The 13,610-nt window shown below is 68.8% G+C and carries 14 protein-coding genes; 4 read left to right on the plus strand and 10 right to left on the minus strand.

Features of this window, described 5'->3' with window-relative positions; translation table 11 throughout:
- Positions 1-7: 7 nt before the first annotated feature.
- The 5 genes from H5U26_RS10225 to H5U26_RS10245 are packed head-to-tail and all read right to left on the minus strand — an operon-like array spanning position 8 to position 4,084.
- Positions 8-601 (minus strand): ABC-type transport auxiliary lipoprotein family protein, encoded by a 594-nt coding sequence (locus H5U26_RS10225; protein ID WP_290619295.1) that lies wholly within the window; start codon positions 599-601, stop codon positions 8-10.
- The gene (locus tag H5U26_RS10230; RefSeq protein WP_290619297.1) at positions 598-1,515 is read right to left on the minus strand and encodes an MlaD family protein; all 918 of its coding nucleotides are present in this window, start codon (positions 1,513-1,515) and stop codon (positions 598-600) included. The genes H5U26_RS10225 and H5U26_RS10230 overlap by 4 nt, the downstream gene beginning before the upstream one ends.
- Positions 1,500-2,276: an ATP-binding cassette domain-containing protein gene (locus H5U26_RS10235; RefSeq protein WP_290619299.1), complete on the minus strand. Its 777-nt coding sequence runs from the start codon at positions 2,274-2,276 to the stop codon at positions 1,500-1,502. Before H5U26_RS10235 ends, H5U26_RS10230 begins: the two co-directional genes overlap by 16 nt.
- A complete protein-coding gene (locus H5U26_RS10240; protein ID WP_290619301.1) occupies positions 2,273-3,373 on the minus strand; it encodes an MlaE family lipid ABC transporter permease subunit in 1,101 nt (366 codons plus the stop codon). The genes H5U26_RS10235 and H5U26_RS10240 overlap by 4 nt, the downstream gene beginning before the upstream one ends.
- A 15-nt stretch (positions 3,374-3,388) precedes the next feature.
- On the minus strand, positions 3,389-4,084 hold the full coding sequence (locus H5U26_RS10245; protein ID WP_290619303.1) for a lipid-binding SYLF domain-containing protein: 696 nt from the start codon (positions 4,082-4,084) through the stop codon (positions 3,389-3,391).
- 147 nt (positions 4,085-4,231) lie between these two features.
- Here H5U26_RS10245 and H5U26_RS10250 point away from each other — a divergent pair, with 147 nt between their 5' ends.
- The gene (locus H5U26_RS10250; protein WP_290619305.1) at positions 4,232-5,239 is read left to right on the plus strand and encodes an NAD(P)-dependent alcohol dehydrogenase; all 1,008 of its coding nucleotides are present in this window, start codon (positions 4,232-4,234) and stop codon (positions 5,237-5,239) included.
- Between the two features lie 98 nt (positions 5,240-5,337).
- The gene (locus H5U26_RS10255) at positions 5,338-6,291 is read left to right on the plus strand and encodes an SH3 domain-containing protein (RefSeq protein WP_290619307.1); all 954 of its coding nucleotides are present in this window, start codon (positions 5,338-5,340) and stop codon (positions 6,289-6,291) included.
- 224 nt (positions 6,292-6,515) lie between these two features.
- Here H5U26_RS10255 and H5U26_RS10260 read toward each other — a convergent pair whose 3' ends face one another.
- The gene (locus H5U26_RS10260; protein WP_290619309.1) at positions 6,516-6,977 is read right to left on the minus strand and encodes a cupin domain-containing protein; all 462 of its coding nucleotides are present in this window, start codon (positions 6,975-6,977) and stop codon (positions 6,516-6,518) included.
- Positions 6,974-8,197, minus strand: coding sequence for a RuBisCO large subunit C-terminal-like domain-containing protein (locus H5U26_RS10265; RefSeq protein ID WP_290619311.1), 1,224 nt, complete (start codon positions 8,195-8,197; stop codon positions 6,974-6,976). Before H5U26_RS10265 ends, H5U26_RS10260 begins: the two co-directional genes overlap by 4 nt.
- A gap of 167 nt (positions 8,198-8,364) precedes the next feature.
- On the opposite strand from H5U26_RS10265, the gene H5U26_RS10270 reads away from it, so the two are divergent.
- Together H5U26_RS10270 and H5U26_RS10275 are read left to right on the plus strand one after the other, a co-directional pair.
- Positions 8,365-8,970, plus strand: coding sequence for an HNH endonuclease (locus H5U26_RS10270; protein WP_290619313.1), 606 nt, complete (start codon positions 8,365-8,367; stop codon positions 8,968-8,970).
- Between the two features lie 103 nt (positions 8,971-9,073).
- Complete coding sequence (locus H5U26_RS10275) at positions 9,074-9,538, plus strand: universal stress protein (RefSeq protein ID WP_290619315.1); 465 nt, start codon at positions 9,074-9,076, stop codon at positions 9,536-9,538.
- Between the two features lie 31 nt (positions 9,539-9,569).
- Here H5U26_RS10275 and H5U26_RS10280 read toward each other — a convergent pair whose 3' ends face one another.
- The 3 genes from H5U26_RS10280 to mutS all read right to left on the minus strand — a co-directional run bounded on the left by H5U26_RS10280 (position 9,570) and on the right by mutS (position 13,607).
- The gene (locus H5U26_RS10280) at positions 9,570-10,499 is read right to left on the minus strand and encodes a 2-dehydropantoate 2-reductase (RefSeq protein ID WP_290619317.1); all 930 of its coding nucleotides are present in this window, start codon (positions 10,497-10,499) and stop codon (positions 9,570-9,572) included.
- A 3-nt stretch (positions 10,500-10,502) separates the two neighbouring features.
- Positions 10,503-10,826 carry a ferredoxin FdxA gene (gene fdxA / locus H5U26_RS10285; protein ID WP_290619319.1) on the minus strand — a complete coding sequence of 108 codons (324 nt, stop codon included), beginning with the start codon at positions 10,824-10,826 and terminating at the stop codon, positions 10,503-10,505.
- Positions 10,827-11,027: 201 nt separating this feature from the next.
- Positions 11,028-13,607 carry a DNA mismatch repair protein MutS gene (gene mutS / locus H5U26_RS10290; RefSeq protein ID WP_290619321.1) on the minus strand — a complete coding sequence of 860 codons (2,580 nt, stop codon included), beginning with the start codon at positions 13,605-13,607 and terminating at the stop codon, positions 11,028-11,030.
- Positions 13,608-13,610: the final 3 nt, after the last annotated feature.

Below are 13,610 nucleotides of genomic sequence, written 5' to 3' on the forward strand. Positions count from 1 at the left end.
ACAACCTTCAGTTGCCGAGCAGTTCCCGGCAAAAGCCGGCGCTTTCGACCACCGCGCGCTCTACCAGCGCATTGGCGGCGGCGACGCCACCGGCCGGATCGTCGCTGGCTGCGGCTTGCTCCAGCCGCAGCGTGCGGCTGCCCAGCACGCGCCTGTTGCCCACGTCCACCAGCTGAAGTCGCACGGACAGCAGTATCCGGCTTGGCTGGCGCGTGAAGTCCTGTTCCAGTTGCAGCAGTTCACTGAGCAGGCGGTAGTCGGCACGCACGCCGCTGCCCGGCGCCAAAACCCGCGCGCCGCCGGCCGAGAAGCCATCCATCAGCGCCTGCCCGAGCAGGCGCGCCGGACGGTCGATCCATCGCTGGCGGGCGAAGTAGCGCAGCTCATGCGCAGACGGTCGGTACGCCATGGCCGCGGTGTCATAACCGGGCGCGGCGGTCGGCGTGGCCACCTGGATGGTGCGGCCCACCGGTATGGCCAGCGGGACGCTGGCCTGCGCGGGCAGCGCCAGGGTATGCGTGAGGTCCGCCTGGGGCGCGCTCAGCGGCAGCGAACAGGCGGCCAGCAGCGACACCAGCGCGGCGGCGATCAGATGCTTCATCGTTCCCCCGGTCCGGGCTCGCGCTGCGGCGGGCCAAGCAGCAGCATCTGCGGATTGGCGCTGAGCCGATCACCCAGTTCGCGCAGGCTGCCGGCGGCGGAGCCGAGTTCATCCACCGCACGCTCGACCTGGGGCAGCAGCACGCCGCCGGTGTATTCGAGCTGACGGCGGCTGTCGCGGGCAGTGGTGCCGACCTGCTCGCCGGTGCTGCGCAGGGTCGCCAGCAGCTGTTCCGTCTGCCGCAGCACCTGCTCGATGCGCGGCGCCAGCGTTTCGCCAGCCTGGGCACCGGACTTGGCCAGCCGTTCCAGATCGCCCAGGGTGCGGTCCAGCCGGTCACTCTGTCCGGCCAGCGCACCGGTGATGTGCTTCGTGTTGGCCAGGATGGAGCCGATGGCCTGCGCGTTGTCGTCGTTGAGGATCACCAGCAGGCGCTGACTTGCCTGTTCCAGCGTGCTCATGGCCAGCGTGAGCGCAGTATCCAGACGCGTCATGAGGGAGGGCTGCATCGGAATCACCGGATAGGGGCTGCCTTCGGTGCGCTCGAGCAGCGGCGCGTCCGGACTGCCGCCGCTGAGTTCGACCGAACCCAGACCGGTCAGGCCCTGCACGGCGAGAGTCGCCACCGTGTCCGTCTTGATGGGTACATCGTGACGGATCTTGAAAGTCAGCCGCACCCGCGTGGAATCCTCCGGATCCAGCTCGATGGCCTCCACCCGACCCACTTCGACGCCCTGATACGTCACGCGCGAGGACAGATTCAGCGATGCAACCGAGTCTTTGGTGTAGCCATAGAACAAGCGAAACTCACCGGCTTCCCGCCCCGAGCCGAGCCACAGCCCGAGGCCGATCAGCGCCGCCCCGAGCAGCAGCACGAAGGCGCCGACCGCAACGTAAGCTACGCGGGCCTGCATGTCGGCTTTCCGAAATCGCGTGGCGAGGCGGCGAAATAGGCGTGAATCTCCGGCTCCTGCGACGCGGCAAGCTCGGCCACCGGCGCCACCGCCAGCAGTGCCCCGCGGCCGAGAAAGGCAACCCGGTCGCTGACGCGGGCGATGGAGTCCAGATCGTGCGTCACCATCAGTACGGTCAGTCCCAGCAGTTCGCGCAAATCACCAAGGAGTTCGTCCAGACCGGCGGCGGTCACCGGGTCGAGTCCGGCCGAGGGTTCGTCCAGGAACAGCAGCTCCGGATCCAGCGCCAGTGCCCGGGCCAGGGCGGCACGCTTGATCATGCCGCCGCTGAGCTCGCCCGGAAACTTGCCGGCCGCATCCGCCGGCAGACCGGCCTGCCCCAGGCGCAGCATACCCAACTCGCGACGATCGCCCAGCGACAAGCCGGTGTATTCCGCCAACGGCAGGCAGACATTGTCGAGCACGCTCAGGCCCGTGAACAGCGCGCCCTGCTGAAACAGGATGCCGATGCGGCGGCGAAGTGCCCGCAAGCCGCCCGCGCCCAGACGCGCCGCATCCTGCCCCAGCACGGTCAGCCGCCCGCCGGCCGGCGGCTGCAGCAGACTCAGCGTGCGCAGCAACACCGTCTTGCCGGAGCCCGAGCCACCCACCACCGCCAGCACCTCACCGCGGCGCACCGTCAGGTTCAGGTCGCGATGCAGCACTCGCCCGCCAGCCAGCGTGGTCAGGGCTTCGGCCTCGATGGCCAGGGCCTCGCTCACAGGCCCAGCACCTGAAACACCACCGAGAACACCGCGTCCGCGACGATGACCAGAAAGATGCTCTGCACCACGCTGGTGGTGGTTTCGCGCCCGATGCTCTCGGCACTGCGACCGACGCGAAGTCCGCGGTGGCAGGCGACGCTGGCCACCAGCAGGGCGAACACCGGCGCCTTGATCAGGCCCACCCAGAAGGTGCTGGGTGCAAAGGTCGTCGGCAGTCGGCGCAGGAAATCGGCGTAGCCGACACCGTACAGGCCATCGGCCACCACCATGCCACCGAATATGCCCAGCGCCGACGCGTACAGCGTGAGCAGGGGCAGACACAGCATCAGCGCCAGCACCTTGGGCAGCACCAGCATTTCCATGGGCGTGATGCCGATGCTGCGCAGCGCATCGAGCTCCTCGGTCAGGCGCATGGTGCCGATCTGGGCGGTGTAGGCAGAGCCGGTGCGGCCGGCCACGATGATCGCCGCCAACAGCGGCCCCATTTCCCGCAACATGGTCACGCCGACCAGATTCACCACCAGGATGTTGGCGCCGAAGGTCTTGAGCGGCTCGCCGGCCTGGTAGGTGATGACGACCCCCATCAGGAACGCCAGCACCCCCAGCAACGGCAGCGCGCGCACGCCGGCGGCGTCGATTTCCTGCACCACCTGACTTAGCCGAAAGCGGCGCAGGCGGGCCACGCCATCCAGGATCAGCTGGCCCCAGAAATCCAGAAACTTCAGAACATCGGCGAGCTTTTGCACCACCGCTCGGCCGATCTGTTCCAGCGGGCCGCCAGTTCGCGGTGCCGGCGGTGGCGCGCCCAACAGGCGGGCGCGCACCAGTTCCAGCAACGCCGCGTGCCGGGGCGGCAGGGCGCCATAGTCGATCTGTGCGCCGCGGGCCTGGGCCACCGCACCCAGCCGATGCAGGGCCCAGGCGCCCGCGGTGTCCAGTTCGGTCACCGCATCGGTATTCAGACGCCAGTCGCCCTGTCCCTGCCAGGCCTCGAGGCTGTGCATCACTTCGTCCAGACACTCGACCGTCCAACAACCGCGCGCCCGCAGCGTGCGCGACTGCGGTTCGCTGGACAGGCCGGCGGCCTGCGGCATTGCCGGCCGATGCACTCAGTGGGTCGGCGGCGGCGCGTACTTAACGAGGGCCTGGCGAAATTTCTGCGCCAGCGGCGGCGTACTGAACACGCGGTTGTCGAACACATCCCAGGACGACACATTGCCCCCATAGGCGGCTGCGTTGGCCTCCTCGTCCGGCTGCAGGACAGCGCCTTCAAGCGCGATGCCGGCGAACAAGCCCCGGCTGCGTGAATAGGAGTAGATCTCGGCCTTCATCTGCGCATCGGTGGCGGCGGAAGCCTGGCGACCGACCGGCCCGGCGGCGACGGCGGCATCCGCGCCCAGCGTGACCTTGCTCGCGGCCAGGTTCTCGACCCCGCGGCGGGTCTTGAACACCAGAATGATGTCGGTCGACTGGGCGCCGATTTGCCAACCGATGCTGCCCCCGGCCAGCGTGATGAAGCTGGGATTGCTCCAGCCGCTGTCCTGGCGCACGGCAATGACGCCCTTGCCCCAGCGCCCGCCAACCACGAAACCGGCCTTGATCACGCCGGGAATCACGGCGATGCCGTAGGCGTTCGCCAGCAGTTCGGGCGGAATGGCGTTCTCGGGAATCTCGCTGATCTGGTGCAGCACATCGGTCGCCGCGTGCAGGCGGTCGTCCTCGGCCTGGCCGGCCCTGGCGATCGCCGGGCCCAGCAGGGCCACGCACATCAGTAGCGCAGGCAGACTTGCAAAACTCGATTTCATGCGATTTCCTCGTTGATGCGCCCCGACCGCGCCGCGCAATGATGGCACAGCGCCGCCGATTCCCCGGCGCGGCGTGCCTATAATCGCGCTCGAAAATCTGACCCGGCTGCCCACCGGCAGTTCGCGTACCCCCGAGGAGAGTTCCTGATGAAGGTGATCGAAATTCCCGAATTCGGCGTCGCCAAGCTGGCGGTCGTCGAGCGTCCCGACCCGCAGCCCGGCCCCGGTCAGGTGCTGGTGCGCGTGCGGGCCGTGTCGCTGAATTTCCGCGACCTGATGACCGTGCAGGGCCAGTACAACCCGCGCCAGAAGCTGCCGCTGATCCCGCTGTCCGACGGTGCCGGCGAGGTGGTGTCGGTCGGTCCCGGCGTGCGCCGCTTCAAGCCCGCCGACCGGGTGGTGGCGATCTTTGCGCAGAAATGGCTGGGCGGCGAGGCCACACCGGCGGCCCGCGGCTCCACGCTGGGCGGCCCCGGCGATGGCATGGCGGCGGAACTGGTGGCACTCGACGAGGACGGCTTGCTGCCGATCCCCGAGCATCTTTCCTTCGAGCAGGCGGCGACGCTGCCCTGCGCCGGCGTGACGGCCTGGAACGCAGTCGTGGTGCAGGGTCAGGTCAAGCCGGGCGATACCGTGCTGGCGCTGGGCACCGGTGGCGTGTCGCTGTTTGCCCTGCAGTTCGCCAAGGCGGCCGGCGCCAAGGTCATCATCACCTCCAGCAGTGACGAGAAACTGGCCCGCGCCAAGGCGCTGGGCGCTGATCACGGCGTCAATTACGCGAGCGAACCGGACTGGGACAAGGCGGTGCTGGCGCTCACTGACAAAGCCGGCGTCGATCAGGTGGTGGAGGTCGGCGGTGCCGGCACCATCGCCAAGTCCATCAACTCCGCACGCATGGGCGGCACCATCACCATCATCGGCGTGCTGGCCGGCAACGCCTCCGAAATGGATCTGCGCCCGGTGCTGATGAAGGGCCTGCGCCTGCATGGCGTGTTCGTCGGCCCGCGCGAGATGTTCGAGGCCATGAACCGCGCCATCAGCACCCACCGCATCGAACCGGTCATCGATCGCGTGTTCGAGCGCGCCGACATCGGCGCTGCCTTCGAGCATATGGCCGCCGGCAGGCACTTCGGCAAGATCGTCGTTCGCATGTGAACTGCCCCACAACCCGCAGGCAGGCGGGCTTGGGTATAGTTTTGCTCCTCGTGCCTGCTCACCAATAAACCGAAGCAACCATCCCAGGGAGTCTTTACATGTCGAGAAAAAAAACGCTGATCGTCAGCCTGTGCGGGGTCGCCACACTGGCGCTTGCCGGCTGCGCCTCCACCCAGACCCAGCTCGGCAGCGGCGGCAGCATGGTCAGCGGGTCGGCCGGCGCGGCTGGTGCGCAGGGCGCGGCACCCCAGCTGACCCGCTGCGCCACGCCCATCGGTACCGCCGCGCTGATCGAGCAGGACAACCCGATGCTGGCACAGGCCGGCCTGACCAGTCCGATTCCGCTGCTGCGCATCATGATGGCGCAGAGCAACTGCTTCCGCGTGGTCGACCGCGGCCAGGCCAGCCAGGCCATGCAGCGTGAGCGGGCCATGGCCGCCGGTGGGGACCTGCAAAGCGGCAGCAACATGGGCGCCGGTCAGATGAAGGCGGCCGATTTCCTGATCACGCCCAACGTGGTGTTCAAGGATTCCAACGCCGGCGGCGGCGGCGCCGGGCTGGGTGCCCTGATTCCGGGTATCGGTGGCGCCATTGCCGGTGGCATCAAGTGGACCAACATGGAGTCCCAGGTCACGCTGTTCCTGACCAACGTGCGTACTGGCGAGCAGGAAGCTGCCGCCGAGGGCAGCGCCAGCAAGCGCGACCTGGGCTTCGGCGGCCTGGCATTCGGTGGTCTGGTCGGCGCCGGTGGCGGCGCGTATGCCAGCACCGATATCGGCAAGATCGTCTCAGCGGCCTTTCTGGACGCCCACAACAAACTGGTAGCGCAGGTCCAGGCGACCCAGCCGGCGGCCACCCGCCCGTCGGCGTCCGGTTATATGACCCTGTCGGCCGTCAATATGCGCTCCGGCCCCTCGACCCAGTCGCCGGTGGTGCAGCTGGTGTCCAAGGGCACGCCGGTGACGCCGACCGGCGAGAAGCAAGGCGCCTGGTGGGCGGTGGAAGCCAACGGCCGGACCGGCTGGATCCACGGCGACTACATCACGCGCTGACCGCAAACCGGGGACGTCCCCCGGCATCCTTTCCGGAAAGCCCGTCGGTGGAAACCGGCGGGCTTTTTTGTGCCTATAGGACGCTGAATAACTCCATCCTGGATTTGTCAGCACCCGCCATCGCAAAAAGTGGTTTTCCGATGGCTGACAAGATCAGCAGCTTACGGCCGCTGATCTTGGCAACGCGTCCCTGCGCTGCGGGAAACGCTGAATACTTCCGTTTCCTATACGCGCAACAACCGGGCCACGGCAGGGATTGCGCGCAGCTGCGCCAGCTCCTCATCGGTCGGCAACTGCGGCCGGTCCCGTTCGCGACTGACCACGCACAAAAAGCCGAGCGCCTGGCCGGCATTGGCATGGAACTGGTGGAAGCATTGCGGACCGACGTACACACAGTCCAGCGGCGCCACATTCTGGACCCGCTCGCCCAGAATCACCGACCCGCAACCGCGCAGGATGATCACCGCATGCGGGTGCTGGTGGCGCTCCAGGGTCGAATACCCGCCGGCCTGAATCTCGAAATAGCGCACAAGTGCATCGAGCGCCTGTTCCCCGTCGCCTTCCCCCAGCAAGGTGCGACGGGTGATGTGCCGATGCGGGCCATCCTCGTCCTTGTAGGCCCGCAGCGGTATCTGCGGCCACTCGAAGTCACCGCCGCGCAGCACGTGCGATTCGTCGCCGTTCACCTGAACACCTCGTCCACCACACGACGCAGTGCCGCCGCGCCGCGCTCGAGATCACCCTGCGCGTACAGGCTGCCGCCGATCAGCAACAAGGTATCCGGCCCGTATCGCCCCAGCCAGTGCGCGGCGCTGGCCACATCCATGCCGCCCGCCGGCGCCGGGAGGCTGGGCCGCAGCGTGCCCAGCGGCCGACGCAAGTGGTCGTTGATGCGCGCGCAGGTCGCGGCTGAAAAATCGAAACGCCCGCCGGCGTTCGGGTAGATGACCGCATCGGCACCGGCCAGCCGGAACAGATCGCCCAGCACCAGCTGCGGCGCCATGCCGGCGCCGCGTCCGAACAGACTGCCGGTCAGCGCCGGATGCGCGAGGATGGCCAGGCCGTACTGGTCGCGGATCAGGCGCAACGTGTCCAGGCCGACCAGCCACGGGCTGATCAGAACGCCAAGGCAGCCGGCTTCGCGCGCTGCCGCCAGACGCTGCGCCAGCAGCGCCGCCGGTGCGGTCACGTTCGGGAAGTAGTGGCTGTTGCCGCCGCTGGCGGTATTGGCCCGCGTCACCGCCTCCTGACAGCGCGCCAGACGCTCGGCGAACGACGCCGCCGGCTGGTCGGCAAGGCCGTGATCATCCTTGATGATATCGATGCCGCCGCGGGCGAAGGCCTCGCAGCGCTGCGCCAGTTCCGACGCCGACAGCCCCATGGGCTTCAGCGCCGTGCACAGCAGCGCGCGGCCATGCACCCCGGTCAGCGCGCGCAGGCCGGCGATGCCATGTCCCGGACCGCCCAGCGCGCCGAGCAGCGTGGCCGGCCAGTCAATGCCGACCACGCGAATTCCCGGTTGCAGGGAGATGTTTCCGAACAGCAGGTTCAGGCACTGCGGCAGGTCAGCGCCAATGGCGTCCAGACTGTACGACAGCCACGCCTGTGCGCGCCGCGGCCCGGTCTGTTGCACCGCCTCGACCCGTCCGGCCAGGCGCTCGGCCAGCTCCGCCGTCAGCAGCGATCGCGGCAGCTCGACCGTTTGTTCGAGCGCTATCAGAGCTGCCTTGCCAGCCGCGTCCGCACCGGCCGCCAGATTCAGTGCGTAGCGCACGCCCAGCCGGCCATCGGCGCGCAGACCGGCCTGGGTCGCGCTGGCCGGCGCCGATGCCAGTACCTCGTCCTGCGCCGCACCGGCGCGCAGGCGAGCGTTGGTATCGGCAAGCCGACGAACAGTGGCTGACATTGAAACTCGGCTTGCAGGGCGGGCTGGGGATTCTATCCCAGCCGCCCCGCTTGCGACCCGGCCACCGTCACCGCTTGCCGCGGGCCGAAATACCGGTTACACAATCGCGGTCCAAGCTTGATGGATGGCCGTTTTTGGCGTCGGTACGCGCACCGACGGGGACGCACATGACACAACAGCTTGCTCAACAGGTGCTGCGCACGGACGTGTCCGGAATGCCCCTTGAATGGGTGGATTACCAGACCGCGGTACGCCTGTACCACTTCGGCCACGTGGCCTATACCTGCGGCACGCTGCTGTACCGGGTGCACGGCGGCAGGAATGCCGCCAGCGGCCTGCGCAGCGTGGTCGAGGTCAATTCCATCATCGCCACTTCCGGCGACCAGTCGGCGCTGCGCCGCAGCCGCGAGGTGTACTCGCCGCCCCTGAACAACCCTGCCCTTTTCAAGCGCGACGGCCACACCTGCCTGTACTGCGGCCAGCAGTTCCTGTCGCGCGAGCTGTCGCGGGACCACGTACGCCCGCTGAGTGCCAACGGCGCCGACACCTGGGCCAATGTCGTCACCGCCTGCAAGCGCTGCAACAACCACAAGGCCAACCGCACGCCGGAACAGGCCGGCATGCAGCTGCTGGCAATCCCGTTCGTGCCGACCCATGCCGAGTACGTCTACCTGCGTGGGCGACGCATCCTGGCCGACCAGATGGAATTCCTGCTGGCGCATTTTCCGCGTTCGAGCCCGCTGCAGGCGCGGTTGCGCGCGCAGATGAGCTGACGCTTGACGGCAGTCATACGCAGAGGCTTGCCGCCGCGGCACCGGTGCGCAAGACTGCGCCGGAGCTTTCCTGGCTCATAACGCCGATGCCGGAGGACACGTCATGCAAAAGGTCACGCTGCGACGCATCCTGGTAGCGCTGGATTTTTCCGATCCGGCCCGCAGCGCGCTGGCCTACGCGGCCGGCCTGGGGCGGACCTTCGATGCCGAACTGGTGCTGCTGTACGTGGCGGAACCGCCGCCGTTCGCGCCGGACCTGAGCGACTCGCACGGCTATGAGGAGAAAATGGCCGCCTACGCGCGCGAGCAGCTTCAGGCCCTGACCCAGGAACACCTCGATCAGGGCATCAAAACCCGCTATGTGGTGCGTTTTGGCCGGCCGGCGGAGGAAATCGTCGCCGCCGCGCGCGACGAGCAGGTCGACCTCATCATCATGGCCACCCACGGCCGCTCCGGCTTGAAGCATCTGGTCGGCAGCGTCGCCGAGAAGGTGGTTCGCCTGGCCACCCGCCCGGTGCTGGTCACGCACTTCGGCCGTGACGAGGAGCCGGTGCTGGTGCAGAACTGACCGACGCGCTCCGCGCTCCGGTCCGGCAGGCTCAGTCCGAACTGCCGTACTTGCCCAGCAGGATGTGATGCAGCGTGGCAGTGACCGGCACCTCGATGCCCAGCTGCCCGGCCCGGCGCAGCACCGCCCCGGTGATGCCATCCAGCTCCAGCGGCTTGCCGCGCTCGGCGTCGGCCTGCATGGAGGGCTTGATGGGGTCGATGCCCTTGATCCACTGGAACACGGCTTCCAGTTCGTGCGGGCTGAACTCGACCTCGTCGGCTGCCGCCGCGGCGCCGGCCTCGCGCATCAGGTTGCGCATCACCCAGGCCATGTCGGGGTCATTCGCCATGCGCTGGGTATCCAGGAAGGTCACTGCCGCCAGCGGATTGCAGCCGTTGTTCAGGACCAGCTTTCGCCACAGTTCGCGGCGGATGTCTTCGCTCGCGTAGACGGTGACGCCGGCCTGACGCAGTAGTTCGACCATGGCCGTCGTTTCGCGGCCGCAGCCGGTCGGATAATCGCCCAGAACCGCCTCGAGCACGCCGCGCACTTCCACCTCGCCGGGGGCGGTGATGTGGGCGAAGAACTTGCGCATCAGGCCGCCCATCACCGGCCGCTCGAAGACCTCGGCCAGGATCGGCTCGTTGTCGACGCCGTTTTGCAGCGAGCCCAGCCGGCAGTCCGCACTCACATAAGACTTCAACTGCTCGGCCAGGCGGCGCGTGTGCTGACTCTTGCAGGCAAACAGCAGCCAGTCGCAGCCGGCAAGCTGGCCGAGCGCAGCCTCGTTCGCGGTGTCGATCACGGGCAGGCGGTGCGTTTCCCGCACGCCGTTGAAGTCCAGAACCAGACCCTGCTCGGCCAGGCGCGCCGCATGCTCGCCGCGCGCCAGCAGCAGCACTTCGGCCTGACCGGTGGCGGCGAGACGCGCACCCAGCAGGCAGCCGATGCCGCCAGCCCCGACGATGCCAATACGCATGCCCTACTCTTCCAGCAGCTTGCGCTTGCCCGGCACGCCGGCCCACTGCTCGGCATCTGCCGGTGCGTCCTTGCGCTGGGTGATCGGCGGCCACAGCTGCGACAGGCGGGCGTTCAGTTCGATGAACTCCTGCTGGTCGGCGGCGACTTCTTCCTCATCGACGATGGCCTCGACCGGGCACTCGGCCACGCACAGGGTGCAGTCGATGCACTCGTCGGGGTCGATGACCAGCATGTTCGGGCCTTCGCGGAAGCAGTCCACCGGACACACTTCCACGCAATCGGTGTACTTGCACTTGATGCAGGCTTCGGTGACGACGAAGGCCATGACCGTTCTCCGGGACAAAAAAGCGAGCAATTATAGCGGCCAGCCCTGGGCCGACCGGCACCTGCCACGCGCCCGCGATCAGATTCGGCCCGTGGGCGGGCCTCCCACGACACAGACGACGCCCGTGGGAGCGGCGCCCCCGCCGCGAATCTTCGAATCAGGCAGTCGGCCCGTGGGCGGGCTTCCCACACCGCGGCTTGCTTACGACGGGCTTGCGCCGCCGGCCAGCGCGCGCAGTTCGTAAAGCAGATCGAGCGCTGCCCGCGGCGCGAGCTGGTCCGGATCGATCAGCGCCAGCCGGTCCAGCACCGCCTGGCCGGGCTGCGGCTCGAACAAACCCAACTGGCGCTGCGGTGGCGCACTTGCAAGCGGTGCCGGCAGGCCCTCGCCCAGCTGCGCCAGACGCTCGCTGGCCAACGCCAGCACCGCCGCCGGCACGCCGGCCAGGGCCGCCACCTGCAGGCCATAGCTGCGCCGCGCCGGCCCCGGCTGCACGCAATGCAGAAACACGATTCCGCCGGCATGTTCGGCCGCATCCAGGTGCACGTTGTCGACGCCGTCGAGCTCCTGCGCCAGCGCCGTCAGCTCGAAATAGTGCGTGGCGAACAGGGTGAAGGCCCGCACGCGCTGCGCCAGATGCATCAGACAGGCCCAGGCCAGCGCCAGGCCGTCGTAGGTGCTGGTGCCACGGCCGACCTCGTCCAGCAGCACCAGGCTGCGATCGGTCGCGTTGTGCAGGATGTTGGCCGTCTCGCTCATCTCCACCATGAAGGTGGAGCGCCCGCCGGCCACGTCATCGGCGGCGCCGATGCGCGTGAAAATGCGGTCCACCGGGCCGATGCGCGCCGCGCGCGCCGGCACGTAGCTGCCGGCATGGGCCAGCAGCACGATCAGCGCCACCTGACGCATGTAGGTGGACTTGCCACCCATGTTGGGGCCGGTGATCAGCAGGATGCGCCGCCGCTCGTCGAGCTCAAGATCGTTGTCCACGAACGGCTCGTCGACCAGGCGCTCGACCACCGGATGGCGACCGCCATCGATGTGGATGCCCGGCGCCTCGTCCAGCTGCGGCTCGACATAACCGAAACGGTCGGCGCGCTCGGCAAGACAGGCCAGCGCGTCCAACTGCGCCAGCGCGCTGGCCGCGGCCTGCAGCGGCGCCAGCTCGGCCGTGACCGCATCCAGCAACTGCTCGAACAGCAGGCGCTCGCGCGCCAGGGCGCGTTCGCGGGCGCCGAGTGCCCGTTCCTCGAAGGATTTGAGCTCCGGCGTCAGGTAGCGCTCGGCATTCTTGAGCGTCTGGCGGCGCGTGTAGTCGGCCGGCACCGCCGCCGCCTGGGCGCGACTGAGCTCGATGTAGTAGCCGTGCACGCGGTTGTAGCTGACCTTGAGGCCGGCAATCCCGGTGCGCTCCCGCTCGCGCTGTTCGAGCTCCAGCAGGTAGGTGCCGGCATCGCGGCCGATGGACCGCAGCTCGTCGAGCTGCGCGTCGAAACCGGCCGCGATCACGCCGCCATCGCGCAGCAAGGCCGGCGGCGTCGCCTCCACCGCGCGGCAGAGCAACTCGTGCAGCGGCTCGAAGCCCGGCAGCGCGGCGCGCAGGTCTGCCAGCAGCGGCGCCTCGAGATCCGCGAGCAAGTCAGCCAGTCCCGGCAGCAATCCCAGGCTGTCGCGCAGGGCTGCAAGATCCCGTGGCCGGGCGCTGCGCAGCGCCACGCGGCCGAGAATGCGCTCGATATCGCCCAGGCCACGCAGACCCTCCTGCACCCGCACGTAGGTCTGGTCCTGCAACAGCACGGCGATGGCCGCATAGCGGCGGCGCAGTTCGGCGTGATCGCGAATCGGCCCCAGCAACCAGCGCCGCAGCTGGCGGCTGCCCATGGCGCCGACGCAGGCGTCCAGCACGCCGACCAGCGTGGCGCGCTCGTCGCCCGACAGGCTGCGGTCGATTTCAAGATTGCGGCGGGTGGCCGGATCCAGCACCAGCACCGCGTCCGGCGCCTGCACGCGCAGGCCGCGCAAATGTGGCAGCGCCGCCAACTGCGTGTCCTGCGCGTACTGCAGCAGCGCGCCGGCCGCGCCGATGGCCAGCGCCATCCCGGCGCAGCCGAAGCCCGTCAGATCGCGCACGCCAAACTGCTCGCACAACCGCCGCTGCGCACTGGCGGCATCGAACTGCCACGGTGGGCGGGAGGTCACGCTCCACGGCCCGTCCGGCACGGCCGACTCACCCTCCGCGGCCAGCAACTCGGCCGGTGCCAGGCGCGCCAGCTCGGCCGCCAGCGCCGCCTCGCCGGCCAGTTCACCGACCGTGAAGCGGCCGCTGGCCAGCTCCAGTACCGCCAGTCCGGCGCGCTCACCCTGGCGCAGCACTGCCGCGATCAGGTTGTCCCGCCGCTGGTCGAGCAGTGCATCGTCGGTCAGCGTGCCGGGCGTGACCACGCGCACCAGCTCGCGCTGCATCGGCCCGCGCCCGTCCGGCACGCCGACCTGCTCGCAGATGGCCACCGTGCGCCCGCGTCGCACCAGGCGGCCGAGGTAGTTCTCCAGCGCGTGCGCCGGCACGCCGGCCATCGGGATTTTCTTGCCGCCGGACTCGCCGCGGCTGGTCAGGGTGATGTCCAGCAGCCGGGCCGCCTCGACCGCATCGTCGAAGAACAGCTCGTAGAAATCGCCCATGCGATACAGCAGCAGAGCCTGCGGCTGCTGCGCCTTCAGGCGCAGGTAATGCTGCATGGCCGGCGTGTGGCCGGCCAGCGAATCAGCGGGCGTCTGGGCCATCGT

It is taken from the genome of Immundisolibacter sp. (assembly GCF_014359565.1).
In the GTDB taxonomy this organism is placed as follows: Bacteria; Pseudomonadota; Gammaproteobacteria; order Immundisolibacterales; family Immundisolibacteraceae; genus Immundisolibacter.

Bases quoted from the DNA above. Each gene is read 5' to 3' on its own strand.
- H5U26_RS10280 (WP_290619317.1), bottom strand. From the start codon at position 10,499: ATGCGTATTGGCATCGTCGGGGCTGGCGGCATCGGCTGCCTGCTGGGT.
- H5U26_RS10240 (WP_290619301.1), bottom strand. From the start codon at position 3,373: ATGCCGCAGGCCGCCGGCCTGTCCAGCGAACCGCAGTCGCGCACGCTG.
- H5U26_RS10230 (WP_290619297.1), bottom strand. From the start codon at position 1,515: ATGCAGGCCCGCGTAGCTTACGTTGCGGTCGGCGCCTTCGTGCTGCTG.
- H5U26_RS10245 (WP_290619303.1), bottom strand. From the start codon at position 4,084: ATGAAATCGAGTTTTGCAAGTCTGCCTGCGCTACTGATGTGCGTGGCC.
- H5U26_RS10250 (WP_290619305.1), top strand. From the start codon at position 4,232: ATGAAGGTGATCGAAATTCCCGAATTCGGCGTCGCCAAGCTGGCGGTC.
- H5U26_RS10265 (WP_290619311.1), bottom strand. From the start codon at position 8,197: ATGTCAGCCACTGTTCGTCGGCTTGCCGATACCAACGCTCGCCTGCGC.
- H5U26_RS10270 (WP_290619313.1), top strand. From the start codon at position 8,365: ATGACACAACAGCTTGCTCAACAGGTGCTGCGCACGGACGTGTCCGGA.
- H5U26_RS10255 (WP_290619307.1), top strand. From the start codon at position 5,338: ATGTCGAGAAAAAAAACGCTGATCGTCAGCCTGTGCGGGGTCGCCACA.
- H5U26_RS10225 (WP_290619295.1), bottom strand. From the start codon at position 601: ATGAAGCATCTGATCGCCGCCGCGCTGGTGTCGCTGCTGGCCGCCTGT.
- fdxA (WP_290619319.1), bottom strand. From the start codon at position 10,826: ATGGCCTTCGTCGTCACCGAAGCCTGCATCAAGTGCAAGTACACCGAT.
- mutS (WP_290619321.1), bottom strand. From the start codon at position 13,607: ATGGCCCAGACGCCCGCTGATTCGCTGGCCGGCCACACGCCGGCCATG.
- H5U26_RS10275 (WP_290619315.1), top strand. From the start codon at position 9,074: ATGCAAAAGGTCACGCTGCGACGCATCCTGGTAGCGCTGGATTTTTCC.